Consider the following 18275-nt stretch of genomic DNA (forward strand, 5'->3'; position numbering starts at 1 on the left):
AACCTAAGTATGTCAAGCCAGGGGAGAGGTCTCCTGCCCGGGCAGCTCGCTCGGCAGGTAGCCGTACCCCGACTCCCCGGGCACCGCCGTGGCGAGCGCCTCGGCCAGTTCCGCCGGCGGCGCGGCGTAGACGCCGGGGTAGTCGCACTCGCCCAGCTCCGGCCTGACCGGCCAGGCCAGCCGCTCCTGCTCCAGGTCGTAACGGGCGTCCACGCCCTCGCAGTTGCCCCGGGCGTCCAGGCGGGACCAGCGGCCGTCCAGGTGCGCCGCGATCAGGCCGTGCAGGACGAATCCGCCCTCACCGTCCTCCAGCCGCTGGTAGCACAGGCCGGTCGGCACGCCCTGCGCCCGCAGCAGCGCCGCCAGCAGATGGGACTTGGCATGGCAGATCCCGTTCCGCGCCGCCAGCACCTCCGAGGCGCGGAACGCTCCGCTCCAGAAGCCCGCGTCGGCGGAGTGGAGCACCTGGTCGCGGACGTGGAGGAAGGCCGCCTCCGGGGTGGCCAGCTCGGCGGCCAGCTGCTGCACTGGGGGGTGCCGATGGTCGATCACCTCGTCCGCGGCGAGGTAGGCGGCGAGGTCGTCGGTCACGGGTTGAAGGATCATGCGCCCCACGGTCGCGCGCTCGTCCGTCGCCTCGCGCGGAATTCCACACCCTGGACAGCGGTGCCGCCCGGTTGTCGGAGGTGGCTGATAGGACGGTGGCATCGGCAGGGTCGAGACCACCGGGAGGTACTCCGTGGGCGCCGGCGAACGCGAGGAGGAGGCGCGGCGTGCGTACGACGCCGTCGCCGGGACGTACGCCGCCACCGTTCCCGAGCGCTTCGCCCAGGACGTCCGGGGGCGGTCGATGGTGGCGGCCTTCGCCGAGCTGGTGGCGCGGGGCGGCGCCGGTCCGGTCGCCGATCTCGGCTGCGGACCGGGCCATGTGACGGCATTTCTCCAGACTTTGGGGGTGCCGGCGTACGGGGTCGACATCTCCGCGCTGACGGTCGCGGGTGCCCGGCGCGCGCACCCGAGGCTCCGGTTCGAGGTGGGGTCGCTGGCCGCCCTGGATGCCGCCGACGGGTCGCTGGGCGGGGTGCTGTCCTGGTGGTCGCTGCTGCACACGCCGCCGGTCGAGCGGCCCGCCGTCTTCGGCGAGTGGCACCGCGCGCTCGCCCCGGGTGGGTACGTCCTGCTCGGCTTCCATGTCGGCGAGGGGCAGTCGCAGGTACGGGCCGCCTACGGGCACGAGGACGTCGACTACGTCATCGAGCTGATACGGCCCGAGGAGCTCATCGCCGAGCTGGCGGTGGCGGGTTTCGCGCGTGAGGCGCTGCTGCTCCTGCCCGGGGTCCGCCGCGAGCAGGCCTGCCTCCTCGTCCGGAAGGCCTGACGGCACGGCATGGAGACGGCTCCTGTTACCAGCGGGTAGCGCGCGCTACAGTGGCGCGCATGGTGTCTGAGCGTGCGTCGGAACGTCCTTACGACCTGGTCCTCTTCGGAGCCACCGGCTTCACCGGGGGCCTGACCGCGGAGTATCTCGCCGCCCAGGCGCCCGAGGGCTGCCGCTGGGCCGTCGCCGGTCGCAACCGGGCCAAGCTGGAGGAGCTGCGCGAGCGGCTCGGCAAGCCGGAGCTGCCGCTGCTCGTCGCCGACAGCGCCGACCCGGCCGCGCTCGCCGAGGTGGCCCGCTCCGCGCGGGTCGTCATCTCCACCGTCGGCCCCTACGTCCGCTACGGAGAGCCGCTCGTCGCGGCCTGCGCCGAGGCGGGCACGGACTACGTCGACCTCACCGGCGAGCCCGAGTTCGTCGACACCATGTACACCCGCCACCACGCGCGCGCCGTGGCCACCGGGGCACGACTGCTGCACGCCTGCGGCTTCGATTCGGTTCCGCACGACCTCGGCGTCCTCCACACCGTCCGTGAGCTCGCCCGCGTCACCGGCCGGGAGCAGCTCGACGGCCCCGTGACGATCGAGGGTTACGTGCGCGTGGCGGGCACGTTCTCCGGCGGCACCTTCGCCTCCACGCTGACGGCCTTCTCGCGCCCCGCGCAGATGGCCCAGGCCGCGAAGGCCCGGCGGGCGGTGGAGGAGCGGCCGGCCGGACGCAGGGTGCACGGAGTGATGCTGGGCCCGCGCTGGTCCAAGGACGCCCACGCGTGGGTCGTGCCGCTGCCCGCGATCGACCAGCAGATCATCCTGCGCAGCGCCGCTGCCCTGCCGCAGTACGGGCCGGACTTCCGCTACGGCCACTACGCCGCCGTCAAGCGCCTCCCGATCGCGCTCGCCGGCATCGCGGGCGTCGCCGGGATCGCCGTCGGCGCCCAGATCCCGCCGCTGCGCCGCAAGCTGGAGGAGCTGCGCCCGTCCGGCGCCGGTCCGGACGCGGCGCAGCGCGCCCGCAGCTGGTTCACCGTCAGGTTCAGCGGCGAGGCCGGAGGCCACCACGTCTGGACCGAGGTCTCCGGCGGCGACCCGGGCTACGGCGAGACGGCCAAGATGCTGGCCGAGACCGCTCTCTGCCTCGCCTACGACGACCTGCCGAAGGCGGCCGGCCAGCTCACCACGGCCGCCGCCTGCGGCCCGGCGCTCATCGACCGCCTCCAGGCGGCGGGCATCAGCTTCCGCGTCCTCGACGCCCGCCCGGCCCAGGCACCAGGCCACTTCACCGGCTGACGCCGGGCAGGGCAACGCGGTCCGACCGGTCCGACCTGGCCGCCCCGCCGTCCGGCGGTCGCGGCGTCGGCGGGCCCGGCCGCAGCCGCCGCCCCGGCGGAGCCGAGCGCCCGCGCGTCAGCCGATGGCGATGACCGGGTGGGCGGCCGGGTTGATCCACTGCAGGATGTGCGTCAGCACGCTCGCCGGCACGGCCACGCAGCCCGCCGTCGGGCCCGCCGAGGCGTTGAGGTCGTGCAGGAAGATGCCCGCCCCGCGGCCCGGGACGGCCGGGTGCATGTTGAAGTCGATGACCAGCGCGTTGTGGTACGGGATCGGGTAGTTGGCCAGGTGCTCGCTGCCCCGGTCGCCCGCCTCGGTCAGCGGGAAGCCCGGGTTGGTGCCGGGGCGGACCGCACGCAGCGTGTTGTAGTACGGCGACTGGGGGTCCTCGACCCACCAGTCCGCCGAGGTGACGCGGTGGTACGGCATCCGCGTCCCGCGCGGTGCCGGGCCGTTGCCGAAGCCTCGGGTGATCGTGTACGTGCCGGTGGGCGTGGTGTAGGTGCCCTGGCGGCGGGTCGCGCCGTTCGCCAGCCCGTGGGCGCCGATCCGCGCGGCCGTGGTGGAGAAGACGCGCTGCCAGCCGACCGGGTTCAGCTGCCAGGCCGTCACCACGGCGTAGCTGCCGTGCGCCTGCACGGTGATCACCTGGTGGGCGTTCCCGATCCGGACCGGGACGGGGAAGTGCGGAGTGGCCATGTGCGTCACCACCAGTGTGGTTGCCGACGTGCCGGAGGCCCCGGACGTCCCCGCGGTCGACGCCTGGGCGGAGGCCGGTGCCAGGAGCGACGCCGCGGCGGCGGCCGCGCCGAGGAGTGCGGCAGCGCGCGTGCGGTTCAGGACGGACGTGCGGGGCTCGGCGTGACGGCCGTGGGACGCGTGCGACATGGCGGCTGGGCCCTCCTGATGCGGCATCACTGTTCGAATCTCGCACAGCCTATGGTCTGGGTCACGCCCCCGCCATGCGAGTGGCACGCCGCTTCCGTGTCCGGAAGCGGTAGCGTGTGATCAACGGGAGGAGCTGCATGGCGCAGGCGTTCAACGCGGAGGAACAGCGGCCGACGGGGCGTATCGCCCTGGTCACGGGGGCCGGTTCGGGGATCGGGCGGGTCACCGCACGGGCGCTGGGACGCGCGGGCTGGACGGTCGTGCTGACCGGTCGCCGCGAGGACGCGCTCCAGGAGACCGCGGCCGAGATCGCGCACGCCTGGGTGGTCCCTGCCGACGTCACCGACGAGGAGGCCCTGGCCGCGCTCTTCGACCAGCTCACCGCCCGCTACGGGCGCCTGGACCTGCTCTTCAACAACGCGGGCTCGTTCGGCACGCCCGCGCCCGCGGCGGAGCTGCCGGCGGAGCGCTGGCGGTCGATCGTCGACGTCAACCTGACGGGCGCCTTCCTCGTCGCCCAGCATGCCTTCGCCCTGATGCGGGACCAGGACCCGGCGGGCGGCCGCATCATCAACAACGGCTCCATCTCCGCCCAGGTCCCGCGCCCCAACAGCGTGGCCTACACCGCGACCAAGCACGCGATGACGGGCCTGACCAAGTCCCTCGCGCTGGAGGGCCGGGCCCACCGCATCGCGGTGGGCCAGATCGACATCGGCAACGCCGCCACGGAGATGACGGAGCGGATGACCCAGGGCATCCTCCAGGCGGACGGCCGCATCGCGGTCGAGCCGGTGATGGACGCCGTGCACGTCGCCTCGACGGTCGTCCACATCGCGTCCCTGCCATTGGACGTGAACGTGCCCTTCATGACGATCATGGCCACCGGGATGCCCTTCCTCGGGCGCGGCTGACCCCCGTCGTGCGGGTCTCCTCGCTCAGCCCAGAAGGGCGAGGAGCTCCGCGGTCGTGCCGGTCTCGCCCAGCTTCGGGAAGACGCGCGAGACGCTGTGGTCGTGCGCGACCGGGTCGCGGTCCGCGACGGCGTCGGTGGCGACGGTGACGTTGTAGCCGTGCTCGTGCGCGGCGCGCGCCGTCGACTCGACGCCCGCACTGGTCGCGATACCGGTGATGACGACCTGCGTGACGCCGCGCTCGCGCAGCGCCGCGTCGAGGCCGGTCCGGTGGAACGCGCCCCAGGTCTGCTTGGTGACCAGGACGTCGCCCTCGGCGACCGGCAGGACCAGCTCGGCCCAGTCGGCCGGGAGCTCGCCCAGCGAACGGTTGAGCTCGGTGCGGCCCGGGGCGCCGCCGGTGACGTTGACGTGGACCACGGGCAGTCCGCGCTCGCGGAACGCCGTCGCCAGCTTGTCGGAGTTGGCCAGGACCTCGTCCGCGCCGAGCTCGGCGGCGAGGGCGACGATGCCCTTCTGCAGGTCGATCATGATCAGGGCGGTGTTCTGGTCGAGCGTGGTGGCGGTCATGCGAGGGGAACCTTCCATCAGGTGAATGATCAACGGCCCGCGCGCAACGCGCGGTCCGCGGCGGTGAAGAGCAGAAGAGCGGCGCAGAGCAGGCTCATGACGAGGGCGATGCCGTGCAGGCCGACGTCGGTCGCGCGGCTGCCGTAGAGCAGGGCGAGCACCGAGGACGACAGGATCGCGCCCAGGTAGATCGAGGTGCGCTGCAGCCCCGCCGCCGAGCCGGTGCCGTCCGCCGGCGCCTGGGCGTAGACGGCGGCCTGGTTGCAGCTGGAGGCGAGGCCCTGGCCGACGCCGAAGAGCGTGCTGGCCAGCACCAACACCGCGATCGGCGTGTGCGCGTCCAGGACCAGCAGCAGTGCGGACCCGGCGCCGAGCAGCAAGGTGAGCACGACGAGCGGCACCCGCAGGGTCTTCGTGCGTGCGCCCAGCAGCGAGAAGACGGCGGCGGTCACCGACATCGGCAGCGCGATCAGGCCCGCGTGGAACGAGCTGAGGCCGTGCGACTCCTGCAGCCACTGCGAGAAGCCGTAGAGCATGCAGTAGAGCACCAGGTAGGTGAGCCCGCTGCGGACGAAGGTGCGGGTCAGCCCCGGGCTGCGGCCCAGCAGGCGCAGGTCCAGGAACGGCCGGTCGGCCCGGAGCTCCCAGGCGACCAGGGCCGAGCCGAGGAGCGCCACGAGCACCAGCAGCAGCCAGTCGGGGTGAGCCAGGTTCATCAGGAAGAGCATCGTCGTGGCGATCGTCGCCGCGAAGAGCAGCAGACCCGGCGGGTCCAGATCCACCCGGCCCCGGTCGGCGGCACGCGGCGGGTCCGCCGGCGCCCAGCGCCAGGCCAGTGCCAGGCCGATCAAGGCGGCCGGGATGTTCACGGCGAAGACGGCCCGCCAGCCGAGGGTGGCGGCGAGCGCGCCGCCGAGCACCGGGCCGACGGCGGCGCTCGCCAGCGAGGCGAGCGAGAGCCGCCCGAGTACGGGACGCGGTGCCTCCACGCCCACCCGGCGCGACTCGGCGCGCAGCATCGCCATCGCCGAGGGGTAGGCGGCGGACGTCCCGACGCCCAGCAGCACGCGTGAGGCGATCAGCCACCCGAACGCCGGCGCGAGGGCGCCGACCAGCCCGGCGGCGAGGACCACCACGAGCCCACCGAGGAACACCTTGCGCGGACCGACCAGGTCCGCGAGGCGGCCCATGGTCGGCTGGCCGACGGCGCTCGCCAGATAGAGGCTCGCCACCAGCCACGCCGTCTGCGCGACGCCGACACCGAAGGCGTGCCCGACCGCGACGAGCGCGGTGGCGATCATCGTCGAGTTGATCGGGTTGAGGGCCACGCCGAGGAGCAGCGGCGCCATCATCGTGCCGCTGAAGGGCTTGCGCACGGGTGGCACGCCGGGCTGCGGGCGGGGTGCGTCCAGCGGAAGCCGTGAGGCCGGGGCGCCGGGTGCGCCGTGTGCCTGGGAGGGGGCCTCGCCGCTGATCGGCCCGCCAGGCCCGCCACTGAAGGGCTTGCGCACGGTTGGCACGCCGGGCTGCGGGCGGGGTGCGTCCAGCGGAAGCCGTGAGGCCGGGGCGCCGGGTGCGCCGTGTGCCTGGGAGGGGGCCTCACCGCTGATCGGCCCGACAGGCCCGCCGCTGACTCGCCCGCCGGTTGTCCGCCCGCCGCTGATCCGCTTGCCGGTCATTTGGTGGCCACCGCCGGAGCGGGCGTGCTCTCCGTTCCCGCGAGCGCCCGCAGGACCGGGAGTGCGGCGGCGAGGGCGTCGCGCTGGGCCGGGTCGAGGTCCCCGGCGATGGCGGTCGTGAGCCAGTCCTGCTTGGCCCGCAGGATGCCCGCGATGGTGTCCACGCCCTGCGCGGAGAGTTCGACGAGCACCTGGCGGCCGTCCGTCGGGTGGGGCGTGCGGGCGATCAGACCGCGCTCCTCTAGCGCGCCGAGGGTCATCCGCATCGACTGCGGCCGCACGAACTCCGCCCGGGCCAGGTCCGCGGTGGTCGCCGGGCCTTCGCGCAGCAGGCGCGCCGCGACGGACCGCTGCGAGGCGGTCAGCTCCGTGCCCGCCGTCGCCGCGCGGGCGCGGCGGGTGAGGAGGCCGAGCACGGCGTGCAGCTCGACCGCGAGCTCGGCGGGGGAGGACTCGATCGGTGGCATAACTCAACCGTAGGAGGTTGACAGGGCATATTGCAAGTTTGCCTGTTGAGTTTGGCTGTCGATCCGTCGTGGAGGGTGGGCGCGGCCCGTCGTGCCGGGCAGAAGGTCCGACTATGGCAAGCTCATAGCCATGAGTGATCGTTTGCGCCGTATTGCCCGACAATGGACCACTTTCATCCCGGCGCTCGCATTGCTCCTGCTCGTCGCCACCTGGGGACGCTCGATCCCCGCCGTGCTCGTCGGCGTCGTCGCCGTGTTCCTGGCCGCCGCGGTGCTGGCCGCCGTCCACCACGCCGAGGTGATCGCCCACCGGGTCGGCGAGCCGTTCGGCTCCCTCGTCCTCGCCGTCGCCGTCACGGCGATCGAGGTGGCCCTCATCGTCACGCTGATGGCGGGCGGCCCGGAGAAGAACGCGACGCTCGCGCGGGACACCGTCTTCGCCGCCGTCATGATCACCTGCAACGGGATCGTCGGCGTCTGCCTGCTGGTGACCTCGCTGCGGCACCGCATCGCGGTCTACAACAGCGAGGGCACCGGAGCAGCCCTGGCGACGGTCGCCACCCTCGCCACGCTGAGCCTGGTGCTGCCGAGCTTCACCACCAGCACACCCGGCCCGCAGTTCAACACCACCCAGCTGACCTTCGCGGCGGTGGCTTCCGTCGGCCTCTACGCCCTTTTCGTGCTGACCCAGACGGTCCGCCACCGCGACTACTTCCTGCCACTGACCCGCGCCGGCGAGGTGATCGAAGGGGACGACCACGCCGATCCGCCCACCGCGCGCCAGGCGCTGGTCAGTCTCGGGCTGCTGGGCGTCGCCCTGGTCGCGGTCGTGGGCCTGGCCAAGGTGGAGTCCCCGACGATCGAGAAGGGCGTCGCGGCGGCCGGCCTGCCGTCCTCCGTCGTCGGCGTGGTGATCGCCCTGCTGGTGCTCCTGCCGGAGACGATCGCGGCGGTCCGTGCTGCGCGCCGCGACCGCGTCCAGACCAGCCTCAACCTGGCGCTGGGCTCGGCGATGGCCAGCATCGGGCTCACCATCCCGGCGGTCGCCATCGCCTCGGTTTTCCTGAGCGGCCCGTTGGTCCTGGGGCTCGACCCCACACACATGGTGCTGCTGGCCCTGACGATGATCGTCGGCACACTGACCGTCGTCCCGGGCCGCTCCACGCCACTACAGGGTGGCGTTCACCTTTCCATCTTGGCGGCCTACCTGGTGCTGGCGGCCAACCCGTGAAGACCGCAGGGGCGCGAGGCTCTGCTGATGTGCGGCTCCGCCGCGTGGGCGCGACAATCCCCCAGCCTTCGGCCGGGGGTGCCCCCCATGTCGGTGGTTGCCCGCGCAGTTCCCCGCGCCCTTGGAGGCTCCGTCGTTTCGAGCCTCATCAAATCGATTGCCCCCGCAGGGCCCCAGCGCGAACACTGGAGACGCGCGCCGGGCGGAATCGGGGGATCGCCCGGCGCGCGAAACGGGCTACCAGCCCGCGTTCGGGAACGTCGCGCGGATCGTCGGGAGCGCGGCATCCAGCACGGTGCCGAACCAGACCGAGAACGGCTTGGCCGCGCGCAGCGCGGCGAGCTCGGCCGCAGTGACGAACGCGGTGTCCGCGACCTCGTCCGGGTTCGGGGTGAACGCCGGCGCGGCCACCCCCACGAACAGGTGGTTGTACTCCTTCTCCACCAGTCCGGACGCCTCGTCGGGCAGGTCGTACGTCACGGTCCCGGCCTGCTCCATGCGAACCGGCGCCGCGCCCAGCTCCTCCGCCGTGCGGCGCGCGGCCGCGACGAAGGGGGGCTCCTCGGGGTAGGGGTGTCCGCAGCAGGTGTTCGACCACACGCCGGGGGAGTGGTACTTGCTGAGCGCGCGCTGCTGCAGGAGCATCCGACCCTCGGAGTCGAACAGGAAAACGGAGAAGGCGCGGTGCAGCCGGCCGGGGGCCTGGTGCGCCGAGAGCTTCTCGGCCGTGCCGATCGTCCGGCCCTGCTCGTCGACCAGTTCGAGCAGGATCTCGGTCGTCGTCGTCACGGTTGTGGTGGTCATGAAGCACCTTTCGCGTCGGTCGCGCCATCTGGGGACAGTCACGGCCTCATCTCTGGCCAGGTACAGTCTGCCCCAAAAGGCCCCCGGATCTGCCTCGGCTTGTCCGGCGGCGCCACGGTCCGCAATGATGATCGGCACGATGGGGTGGGGGTGAACCCGTCGTGAACGAGACACCAGAACCTGGAGAATCCACATGATCGGCCTTGTCCCGGCCGCAGGCGCAGGCAGCCGCCTCCGTCCCTACACCGACACCCTGCCCAAGGCGCTGGTGCCGGTGGACGACGAGCGGACCATCCTCGACATCACCCTGCGCAACTTCGCCGAGGTGGAGATGCGCGACGTGGCGATCATCGTGGGCTACTGCGCCGACGCGATCCGCGAGCGCAAGACCGCGCTGGAGAAGCGCCACGGCGTCACGCTCCACCTGGTGGACAACCCCAAGGCCGAGACCTGGAACAACTGCTACACCGTGTGGTGCGCGCGCGACCTCTTCAAGGAGGGCGTGATCCTCGCCAACAGCGACACCATCCACCCGGCCTCGGTCGAGCGGACCCTGCTGGAGGCCAACGCCAAGCTCACCGCCGCCGGTCAGCAGCCGGGCGTGCTGCTCGCCCTCGACACGGTCAAGAAGCTGGCCGACGAGGAGATGAAGGTCACGGTCGACCCCGAGAAGGGCGCCCGCCGCATCACCAAGCTGATGGACCCGGCCGACGCGACCGGCGAGTACATCGGCGTCACCCTGATCAACCCGTCCGCCGCCGACGCCCTGGCCTCCGCCCTGCAGGCCACCTTCGAGCGCGACCCGCAGCTGTACTACGAGGACGGCTACCAGGAGATGATCGACCGCGGCCTGCGGATCGACGTCCAGCCGATCGGCCAGGTCGACTGGGTCGAGGTCGACAACCACGAGGACCTCGCCCGCGGCCGGGAGCTCGCGTGCCGGTACTGACCCGTCTGGTCCCCTCGCCGCTGGTGGTCGACGTGCGCTCCGGCGCGCTCGACCACCTCGGCGAGGTGCTGGCCAACCCCGGCATCGCCTCCACCGGCCGGATCGCCGTGGCCGTCAGCAACGGCTCCGGCGCCACCCTGCGGCAGCGCCTCGCGCCCCAGCTGCCCGGCGCGGCCTGGTTCACCGTCGAGGACGGCACGCTCGACGCCGCGGTCAAGCTGGCCGACCAGATCAAGGGCGGCCACTACGACGCGGTCGTCGGTCTCGGCGGCGGCAAGATCATCGATGTGGCGAAGTACGCCGCGGCACGTGTCGGACTGCCGGTCGTCGCGGTCGCGACCAACCTTGCGCACGACGGACTGTGCTCGCCGGTCTCCACGCTCGACAACGACGCGGGCCGCGGCTCCTACGGGGTGCCCAGCCCGATCGCGATGATCGTCGACCTGGACGTGATCCGGCAGGCGCCCGCCCGCTATGTCGCCGCGGGCATCGGCGACGCCGTCTCCAACATCTCCTGCATCGCCGACTGGGAACTGTCCCAGCGCGAGACGGGTGAGGCCGTGGACGGACTGGCCGCGGCGATGTCCCGCACCGCGGGCGAGACCATCCTGCGCCACCCCGGCACCATCGCCGACAACGACTTCCTCGTGGCGCTCGCCGAGGCGCTGGTGCTCACCGGCATCTCGATGAACGTGGCCGGCAGCAGTCGCCCCGCGAGCGGTGCGTGCCACGAGATCAATCACGCGCTCGACATCCTCTACCCCGAGCGCAAGGGGCAGCACGGCGAGCAGTGCGGCCTCGGCGCCGCCTTCGCCACCTACCTGCGCGGCGACCTGCCGGTGGCCGGTCAGATGGTCGCGGCGCTGCGGCGGCACGGGTTGCCGGTGACGGCGGACCAGATCGGCTTCTCCGAGGAGGAGTTCGGCAAGGCCGTGCAGTTCGCCCCGCAGACCCGGCCGGGCCGCTACACCATCCTGGAACACCTCGATCTCAGCCCCTCCGCCATCCGGGACGCGTACTCCTCCTATGTCAAAGACGTCTGCTCCTGAGCGGGACGGTGCCATGAAAGCCGGCAAGCCCACCCTCGCGGAGTTCCGTGCCGTCGCCCACCCGGAGGGCCTGCTCGACCGGCGCTCCGGCGAGCACTGGGCCGGCCGCCTCTACATGCGGCGGATCTCCTCCCGGATCACCCGGCACCTGGTGAACGCGCCCGTCACGCCGAACCAGCTGACCTGGCTGATGATGGTCGCCGGCGTGCTGGCGGGCGCCGCCCTGCTGATCCCCGGGCTCTGGGGCGCGATCCTCGGCGCGCTGCTGATCCAGGTCTATCTGGGCCTGGACTGCGTGGACGGCGAGCTCGCCCGCTGGCGCAAACAGACCTCCACGACCGGCGTCTACCTGGACCGCATCGGCCACTACCTCTCCGAGGCGGCCCTGCTGACCGGCTTCGGCCTGCGTGCCGCGGACCTGTTCCAGCAGCAGGGCGCCCGCGCCTGGCTCTGGGCCTTCCTGGGCACCCTGGCCGCGCTCGGCGCCATCCTGATCAAGGCCGAGACCGACCTGGTCGACGTCGCCCGGATCCGCCGCGGCCTCGCGGCCGTCGAGGACTCCGCATCGGTGCCGCGCGCAGCTGGCGTCGCCAAGGCGCGGAAGATGGCCTCGGCGCTCAAGTTCCACCGGCTCATCGGCGGAGTCGAGGCCTCGCTGGTGATCCTCGCGGCCGGCATCGCCGACGCCGTCCACGGCGACCTGTTCTTCACCCGCCTCGCGGTGGTCGTGCTTGCGGCGATCGCGCTGCTGCAGACCGCACTGCACCTGCTCAGCATCGTCCTCTCCAGCCGGCTCAAGTGAGTGAGATGTCAGAACCGAAAGAACTGAAGCTCGGCGCGGTCGTCATCACCCAGGGCACCCGCCCGGTGGAGTTGAAGGCGCTGCTCGACTCCGTCGCCGCACAGCACGGCCCGGCCGTCGAGGTCGCCGTCGTCGCCAACGGCGCTCCACTGCCGGAGCTCCCGGCGGGCGTGCGGGGCGTCGCCGTGCCCGAGAACCTCGGCATCCCCGGCGGGCGCAACGTCGGCATCGACCTGTTCGGGCCCGACGGCCGCGACGTCGACGTCGTGCTCTTCCTCGACGACGACGGCCTGCTGCCGCTGACGGACTCCGCGGAGAAGCTCCGGGAGATCTTCGCGGCCCACCCGAAGCTCGGCATCGTCTCCTTCCGCATCGCCGACGAGGAAGGGCTGACCCAGCGTCGCCACGTTCCGCGCCTGCGCGCCGCGGACCCGATGCGAGCCGGTCAGGTGACCACGTTCCTCGGCGGCGCGAGCGCGGTCCGCTCGGAGGTCTTCGCGACGGCCGGTCAGCTGCCGGCGGAGTTCTTCTACGGCCACGAGGAGACCGACCTCGCCTGGCGCGCGTTGGACGCGGGCTGGGAGATCGTCTACCTGCCGGACGTGGTGCTGCGTCACCCGCGCACGCTGCCCTCGCGGCACGCCACCTACAACCACAACATCGCCCGCAACCGCGTCTGGCTCGCCCGGCGCAACCTGCCCGCGGTGCTGGTCCCCGTCTACCTCGGCGTCTGGTTCCTGCTCACGGTGGCGCGCCGGCCCTCCGGCGAGGCGCTGCGTGCCTGGCTCGGCGGCTTCGCCGCCGGCTGGCGGGAGCCCGCCGGCCCGCGCCGCCCGATGCGCTGGTCCACGGTGTGGCGCATGACCAGGCTGGGCCGCCCCCCGGTCATCTGATCCGACGTCGCCCTACCTCGGCCGTGCCGGGCCCTGCGCGGGCCTGGCACGGCCGAGGCGGTGGCCTGTTCCGGCCGAGGCCTCGACGTCGGCGGAGGTGCCGGCGGAGGTGCTGGTGATGTCGCGCATGCGGCCGTAGGCGTACACACAGCCGGCCAGCGCGACGTCGGAGAGCAGCATGAAGCCGATCGAGTAGGAGTGCTGGGCGCTGTAGACGGCCCCCATCACCAGCGGCGGCAGGAAGCCGCCGAGGCCGCCCATCGCCCCGACGATGCCCGTGACGCTGCCGACCTGCGAGACCGGCGTGACCCGGGCGACCAGGGCGAAGACGGCGCCGCTGGCCGCCCCGAGACCGCCGGCCATGAGCAGCAGGACGACGGTGGCGCCCGGCGTCAGCCGAGGGTCGAAGGCCTGCACGATCGCGAGGAGCGCGACGGCGCCCAGCGCCCAGGCGGTGACCACCGCCGGGTGCACGCGGTCGGCGAGCCAGCCGCCGATCGGGCGGAGCACCACCGTGACCAGGGCGAAGCCGGCGGCCTTGGTGCCGGCTTCGGTGGCGCCGAGGTGGTACCAGGTCTTGAGGTACGTAGGCAGGTAGACCCCGAACGCGACGATCCCGCCGAAGCCGATCGCGTACAGCGCGGACAGTTCCCAGGTGACCCGCAGCCGTCCGGCCCGGGCCAGGCGGGCGGTCAACGGGGCCGAGGGGATCGGCCGGTCGGGTCGGTCCCGCAGGAGCGCGTAGGCGAGCACGGCGAACACTGCCAGGGCGATGGCGAGGATCAAGAACGGCAGGTCGTGGCCGTGCTTGTAGATCCGGGGCGTCAGGTACCCGGACAGCGCCACGCCGCCCATGCCCATGCCGAACACACCGAGCGCCGCCCCGCGCCGGCCCGCCGGGAACCAGGAGTTGACCAGCGGCACGCCGATGGCGAAGGTGGTGCCGCCCAGGCCGAGCAGGAAGCCGACGGCGACCAGCGTCGGATACGAGCCCTTCGCGGGGATGATCAGCAGCACCGGGACAATGGTGAGGGCGCTGACCAGGGGGAACATCAGCCGGGCGCCGAAACGGTCGGTCAGGGCGCCCACCGGCACCCGGCCCAGGGAACCCACGAGTACCGGGACCGCGACCAGCACCGACTGGGCGAAGTCGGTCATGTGCAGCGTCTCGTCGAAGCTGCCCGCCAGCGGAGCGATCAGATCCCACGCCCAGAACGTCAGCGTGAACCCGACCGTGGCCACCGCGAGGTTCAGCCACGCCGCGGCGGGTGGACGTTCGGGGTCGGTCATGGCGCTCCTCTTCGACGCACGGTCACGTCTTTGATGATCAGCGCCCGGGGTGACCCCCGCACCCGGAGGCCACCCCCGGGTGTGCTGCATGCCAGGCCGCCATCGACCGGCCCCGGTGCTCCCCGCTCAGTGCCGTCGCGAGATCTCACGGCGTCAGCGGCGGCTCACGGGGCCGACCCAGGATCGGCCTCAGGCCAGGACGGAACCGCCGGCCACGTCCAGGACCACGCCGCTGATCCAGGACGCGGACTCGGCTGCGAGGAAGAGAGCGGCCTGTGCGACGTCCTCCGGGGTGCCGAGGCGGCGGACGGGGTGGGCGTCCACCAGGGTGCGCTGGACCTCGGCCGGTATCTGGCGCATGTTGCGCTCCGTCAGGATCGTCTCCGGCGCGAGGCAGTTGACCCGCACGCCGTGGGGGCCGGCCTGAAGGGCGAGGCCCTGGGTGAGCAGCTCGACGCCGGCCTTGGCCGCCGCGTAGCCGAAGGGGGTCTGCGCCGTCGGGCGGCGGGCCGCCGCGGAGGAGAGCGTGACGATGCTGCCGTGTCCGCGGGCCTTCATGCCGGGCAGGAAGCTCTTGACCGTCAAAAAGGTGCTGGTGAGATTGGCGTCCAGGCCGGCCCGCCAGCCCTCCTCGGTGATCTCCTCGATGGGCCCGGGGCGCACCGGGTTGCCCCCGGCGTTGGTCACCAGCACGTCGACGGGCCCGAAGCTCTCCTCGACGCGTAGGCGCAGTGCCTCGATCTCCTCGAAGCGCGTGAGGTCGGCCGTCAGCGCCAGCACCTCGCCTCCGGCGGCGGAGATCTTCGCCCGGACGGACTCCAGGGCCTCGACGTCGCGCCCGTGCAGGACGACGCGCGCTCCCTCGGCAGCGAACAGTTCGGCGATGCCGGCGCCGATGCCGCGGGAGCTGCCGGTGACCAGGGCGACGCGGTTCTGAAGAGCGTTCATGGTGGTTCTCCCTTTACTGGGTCGGTACGGACAACGTTCAGGACGCGGCAGCAGGAGCCGCCGGCGGCGTGCGCAGGCTCAGGTGGGCGCCGAGCAGACGCCACTGGGGACCGCCGGTGAGTATCAGCGTCACCCGGAACGATCCGTCCGTCGGGCGGCCCTGGTAGCTGCCGGACTGCACCTGTGTGCCGATGACCACGGCGGTGCCCGTGACCTCCCGGATGTCGAAATCCGATGTGAAGGCGAACTCGGAGTAGTGCAGGCCGTCGGCGAAGCGCCGCAGCCACTGCTCGCGGTCGAGCACGAAGCCGAACGGGCCCACGCCGCGGAACTCCTGGTGCAGCAGGCCGTCGAGTGCGGCGGCGTCACCGCTGCGCTCGGCTGCCGCCCAGGCGGTGAGCCGCTCCATCAGGGCGCTCATGATGTGCCTCCTTGGGTCGGGACCCTCTCCGGAAAACATAGACCTCGAACCCTTCGATGTCAAAGGGTTAGGTGTCTATGAATCCTGGTACGCTCCCGGCATGCAGACGCCGCAGCCCACACCCCCCACGGGCCCGCCGGTCGGGCCGCCGACGCGCCCGCCGACGGGGCTCGCGCTGGGCCGGGCCGCCCGCGTGGTGAGCCGCGCCTTCGACGAGGCCCTGGAGCAGGCCGGCGGCTCGCTGCCGGTCTGGCTGATCCTGCTCAACCTGAAGATCGGGCGCCCCGGCACCCAACGCGAGCTGGCGCAGGCGGTGGGCCTGCGCGAGGCCACCCTCACCCACCACCTGAACGCCCTCGACAAACGCGGTCTGATCTCACGTCAGCGCGATCCGGACAACCGCCGCATCCACGTGGTGACCCTCACCGAGGAGGGTGAGGCCGCGTTCCTGCGGATGCGCGAGGCGTCCATGGCCTTCGATGCGCGGCTCAACGACGGCCTCACCGACGTCGAGCGCGCCCTGCTGACCGATCTGCTGCGCCGCCTGACGGCCAACGTCGCCACCGAGGGGGAGCCTCCGGTCGAGTGACCGCGGCCGGGTCCCGGATGCCCCTCGTGGCCGCGACGCCTGACCTGCATTGTCAACCGATTGGTTGACAATGCCGAGGAGCGGCGTAACGTTGTTCTCAACCAATCGGTTGAGAAGGAACCTGGAGGGCAGCGGTGGCCGAGGACCAGCTCTCGCGGGCGTTCACCGCGCTCGCCGACCCGACCAGGCGGGACATCGTCGCCCGGCTGTCGCTCGGCGACGCCACGCCCGGCCAGCTGGCCGAACCCTTCGCCATGTCGCTCCAGGCGGTCTCCAAGCACCTCAAGGTGCTGGAGGAGGCCGGCTTGATCAGCCGGACCCGCGACGCACAACGCCGCCCGTGCCATCTGGAGACGGCCGTGCTCGACGAGATGACCGCCTGGGTCGACCGCTACCGGCGCAACGCCGAGGAGCGGTTCCGCCGTCTGGACGCCGTCCTGGCGGCCCTGGCCGAGGACGAAGAGCAGGATCAGGAAGAGACAGCTCAACAGGACGAAGGAGTTGCATCATCATGACCACCGAGCGTCCGGTCCACGAGACCGCCATCGAGGCCGACCCGCAGCTGCCGACCATCCGCATCACCCGCGAGTTCGACGCGCCCGTCGCGGAGGTCTACCGGGCCTGGATCGAGCCCGAGCTGGTCGGCCAGTGGCTGGGCCCGAAGGACCTCTCCACCAAGTTCGACCACTGGGACCTGCGCACCGGCGGCAGCTACCGCTACCGGCAGCTGCGCGACGGCGAGGAGATCGCCGCCTTCTACGGTTCCTTCCACGAGGTGCGCCCGGAGCGGCGCCTCGTCCAGACCTTCACCTACGAGGGCTACCCGGACGGCGTCGCCCTCGACACCGCCACCTTCGAGGACCTCGGCGGCGGCCGTACCCGGGTCACCATCCTCTCGCTCGTCGACTCGCTGGTCGCCCGCGACATGATCCTGGCCAGCGGCATGGATCGCGGTGTGACCGAGGGCTTCGAGAAGCTCGACGCGCTGCTCGCCACCCTCGGCTGACCGTCCTTCCGTGGTTGCGCCGGTGCCCGCTCAGCCGTTCTTGGCCAGGTCGGCGATCGAGGTCAGGTGGTACTTGTCCGCCGTGGCCTTGGTGACCACGATCGCGTCCTTGTCCTGTGCGGAGGACTGGTCCAGCACGGTGAGCGGCGCCGGCACGACCTTCTGCAGCGCCGCGTAGACGTCGGCCGAGGAGACCGCGGTCGCCTTGGGGTCGAAGTACTGCAGCAGCACGCCGCTGTACTCCGGGATCAGGTCGATCGAGCCGTCCTTCAGGCCCGGAATGTACGTCTCGCGGCTGCCGATGTTCAGGCGCGTGGTGACCGTCGCACCCTGGTCGCGCAGCGCCTCGGCGTAGATCTCGGCGAGCAGCACGTTCTCCTGGAAGTTCGCCGACCCGATCTTGACGGACACTCCCTGGGCCGCCGTGCCGTGCTTGGCGAGGCCCACCTGGGTGAGCCAGCCCTGGGCGACGGCGGCCGGATCCTGCTTGTCGGTGATGACGTGGACGTTCAGGGTCGTGAGGGTGCTGGTGTCCAGCGTGTCCGAGACCGCCTTCAGGGTGGAGGTGACCCCCGGGGTCGCCTTCGCCTTGTTGATGAGCGGCAGCACGTTCTGTGCGGCGTAGAGGTTCTTCGGATCCTGCAGCACGACGAAGCCGTCCGCCTGGATCGACGGGTCGGTGGTGAAGATGTCGCCCGCGTCGATCTGACCGTTCTTCAGCGCGTTGACGGTCAGTGGACCGCCGGCGTCCAGGGTCTTGTAGGAGCCGAACGTCACGCCGTAGACCCGCTCGAGACCGGGGATGCCGTCGGGTCGGGTCTTGAACTCCGGCGAGCCGCCGAGCACCAGCTTCGCGGCGATGGTCGAGCCGCCGCCCGAGGGGGAGGCGCCGCCGCTCGTGGAGAGTCCGTTGGCGCCACTGCTGCCACTGCTGCCGCAGGCGGCCAGCGCCACCGCGCAGGCTGCGACGAGCGCGGAGGTGAGGGCCTTCTTCATGCTTTCTCCTGGTGAGTGAGGGATCCGGTGCAGGATCCGGTGAGTGGCGGGAGCGTCCGAGGGAACAGGGGCGGCC

The 18275-nt window shown here is 72.2% G+C and carries 21 protein-coding genes; 11 read left to right on the forward strand and 10 right to left on the reverse strand.

Translation table 11 applies throughout. From position 1 onward, the window contains the following. Positions 1-12: 12 nt before the first annotated feature. A complete protein-coding gene (locus tag BMY61_RS27625) occupies positions 13-606 on the reverse strand; it encodes a transglutaminase-like domain-containing protein (RefSeq protein ID WP_042451530.1) in 594 nt (197 codons plus the stop codon). Positions 607-739: 133 nt separating this feature from the next. Here BMY61_RS27625 and BMY61_RS27630 point away from each other — a divergent pair, with 133 nt between their 5' ends. Both BMY61_RS27630 and BMY61_RS27635 read left to right on the forward strand, forming a co-directional pair. Beyond that, on the forward strand, positions 740-1378 hold the full coding sequence (locus BMY61_RS27630) for a class I SAM-dependent methyltransferase (protein WP_042451529.1): 639 nt from the start codon (positions 740-742) through the stop codon (positions 1376-1378). A 59-nt stretch (positions 1379-1437) separates the two neighbouring features. Then, entirely contained in the window at positions 1438-2664 is a 1227-nt protein-coding gene (locus BMY61_RS27635) for a saccharopine dehydrogenase family protein (protein WP_042451644.1), read from the forward strand. 117 nt (positions 2665-2781) lie between these two features. Here the strand turns inward: BMY61_RS27635 and BMY61_RS27640 are convergent, their stop codons facing one another. Further along, positions 2782-3594: a L,D-transpeptidase family protein gene (locus tag BMY61_RS27640; protein WP_042451528.1), complete on the reverse strand. Its 813-nt coding sequence runs from the start codon at positions 3592-3594 to the stop codon at positions 2782-2784. A gap of 137 nt (positions 3595-3731) precedes the next feature. Between BMY61_RS27640 and BMY61_RS27645 the strand changes: the two genes are divergently transcribed. Further along, a complete protein-coding gene (locus tag BMY61_RS27645; protein ID WP_042451527.1) occupies positions 3732-4505 on the forward strand; it encodes an SDR family oxidoreductase in 774 nt (257 codons plus the stop codon). A 24-nt stretch (positions 4506-4529) separates the two neighbouring features. On the opposite strand, the gene BMY61_RS27650 is transcribed toward BMY61_RS27645, so the two are convergent. From BMY61_RS27650 to BMY61_RS27660, 3 genes are all read right to left on the reverse strand, one after another. Further along, the gene (locus BMY61_RS27650) at positions 4530-5075 is read right to left on the reverse strand and encodes an isochorismatase family protein (RefSeq protein ID WP_042451526.1); all 546 of its coding nucleotides are present in this window, start codon (positions 5073-5075) and stop codon (positions 4530-4532) included. Between the two features lie 29 nt (positions 5076-5104). Then, positions 5105-6451 carry an MFS transporter gene (locus BMY61_RS27655; protein ID WP_236656165.1) on the reverse strand — a complete coding sequence of 449 codons (1347 nt, stop codon included), beginning with the start codon at positions 6449-6451 and terminating at the stop codon, positions 5105-5107. Positions 6452-6750: 299 nt separating this feature from the next. Next, positions 6751-7221 (reverse strand): MarR family winged helix-turn-helix transcriptional regulator, encoded by a 471-nt coding sequence (locus tag BMY61_RS27660; protein WP_042451525.1) that lies wholly within the window; start codon positions 7219-7221, stop codon positions 6751-6753. A 130-nt stretch (positions 7222-7351) separates the two neighbouring features. On the opposite strand from BMY61_RS27660, the gene BMY61_RS27665 reads away from it, so the two are divergent. Then, positions 7352-8452 carry a calcium:cation antiporter gene (locus BMY61_RS27665; protein ID WP_042451524.1) on the forward strand — a complete coding sequence of 367 codons (1101 nt, stop codon included), beginning with the start codon at positions 7352-7354 and terminating at the stop codon, positions 8450-8452. A 237-nt stretch (positions 8453-8689) separates the two neighbouring features. Here the strand turns inward: BMY61_RS27665 and idi are convergent, their stop codons facing one another. Continuing rightward, a complete protein-coding gene (gene idi / locus BMY61_RS27670) occupies positions 8690-9256 on the reverse strand; it encodes an isopentenyl-diphosphate Delta-isomerase (protein WP_042451520.1) in 567 nt (188 codons plus the stop codon). A gap of 193 nt (positions 9257-9449) precedes the next feature. Here idi and BMY61_RS27675 point away from each other — a divergent pair, with 193 nt between their 5' ends. The 4 genes from BMY61_RS27675 to BMY61_RS27690 are packed head-to-tail and all read left to right on the forward strand — an operon-like array spanning position 9450 to position 12949. Continuing rightward, complete coding sequence (locus BMY61_RS27675) at positions 9450-10205, forward strand: phosphocholine cytidylyltransferase family protein (protein WP_042451518.1); 756 nt, start codon at positions 9450-9452, stop codon at positions 10203-10205. Further along, the gene (locus tag BMY61_RS27680; RefSeq protein ID WP_042451517.1) at positions 10193-11254 is read left to right on the forward strand and encodes an iron-containing alcohol dehydrogenase family protein; all 1062 of its coding nucleotides are present in this window, start codon (positions 10193-10195) and stop codon (positions 11252-11254) included. The genes BMY61_RS27675 and BMY61_RS27680 overlap by 13 nt, the downstream gene beginning before the upstream one ends. Before the next feature lie 13 nt (positions 11255-11267). Further along, positions 11268-12056 (forward strand): CDP-alcohol phosphatidyltransferase family protein, encoded by a 789-nt coding sequence (locus BMY61_RS27685; protein ID WP_042451515.1) that lies wholly within the window; start codon positions 11268-11270, stop codon positions 12054-12056. Between the two features lie 5 nt (positions 12057-12061). Continuing rightward, complete coding sequence (locus BMY61_RS27690) at positions 12062-12949, forward strand: glycosyltransferase family 2 protein (RefSeq protein WP_174514521.1); 888 nt, start codon at positions 12062-12064, stop codon at positions 12947-12949. Between the two features lie 12 nt (positions 12950-12961). Here BMY61_RS27690 and BMY61_RS27695 read toward each other — a convergent pair whose 3' ends face one another. The 3 genes from BMY61_RS27695 to BMY61_RS27705 form a co-directional block, all read right to left on the reverse strand. After that, the gene (locus BMY61_RS27695) at positions 12962-14239 is read right to left on the reverse strand and encodes an MFS transporter (protein WP_082015225.1); all 1278 of its coding nucleotides are present in this window, start codon (positions 14237-14239) and stop codon (positions 12962-12964) included. Positions 14240-14428: 189 nt separating this feature from the next. Then, positions 14429-15187, reverse strand: a complete 759-nt coding sequence (locus BMY61_RS27700) for an SDR family NAD(P)-dependent oxidoreductase (protein ID WP_042451514.1) — start codon at positions 15185-15187, stop codon at positions 14429-14431. A gap of 37 nt (positions 15188-15224) precedes the next feature. Then, complete coding sequence (locus BMY61_RS27705) at positions 15225-15608, reverse strand: nuclear transport factor 2 family protein (RefSeq protein ID WP_052438960.1); 384 nt, start codon at positions 15606-15608, stop codon at positions 15225-15227. A gap of 100 nt (positions 15609-15708) precedes the next feature. Between BMY61_RS27705 and BMY61_RS27710 the strand changes: the two genes are divergently transcribed. The 3 genes from BMY61_RS27710 to BMY61_RS27720 all read left to right on the forward strand — a co-directional run bounded on the left by BMY61_RS27710 (position 15709) and on the right by BMY61_RS27720 (position 17203). Continuing rightward, a complete protein-coding gene (locus tag BMY61_RS27710; protein ID WP_042451512.1) occupies positions 15709-16197 on the forward strand; it encodes a MarR family winged helix-turn-helix transcriptional regulator in 489 nt (162 codons plus the stop codon). A gap of 134 nt (positions 16198-16331) precedes the next feature. Continuing rightward, positions 16332-16712, forward strand: a complete 381-nt coding sequence (locus tag BMY61_RS27715; RefSeq protein ID WP_042451510.1) for an ArsR/SmtB family transcription factor — start codon at positions 16332-16334, stop codon at positions 16710-16712. Further along, positions 16709-17203, forward strand: coding sequence for an SRPBCC family protein (locus BMY61_RS27720; RefSeq protein WP_042451508.1), 495 nt, complete (start codon positions 16709-16711; stop codon positions 17201-17203). Before BMY61_RS27715 ends, BMY61_RS27720 begins: the two co-directional genes overlap by 4 nt. Positions 17204-17233: 30 nt before the next feature. On the opposite strand, the gene BMY61_RS47155 is transcribed toward BMY61_RS27720, so the two are convergent. Next, positions 17234-18199 carry a glycine betaine ABC transporter substrate-binding protein gene (locus tag BMY61_RS47155; protein WP_052438959.1) on the reverse strand — a complete coding sequence of 322 codons (966 nt, stop codon included), beginning with the start codon at positions 18197-18199 and terminating at the stop codon, positions 17234-17236. Positions 18200-18275 lie beyond the last annotated feature (76 nt).

Origin of the sequence: Streptacidiphilus jiangxiensis (assembly GCF_900109465.1) — a bacterium.
GTDB lineage: Bacteria > Actinomycetota > Actinomycetes > Streptomycetales > Streptomycetaceae > Streptacidiphilus > Streptacidiphilus jiangxiensis.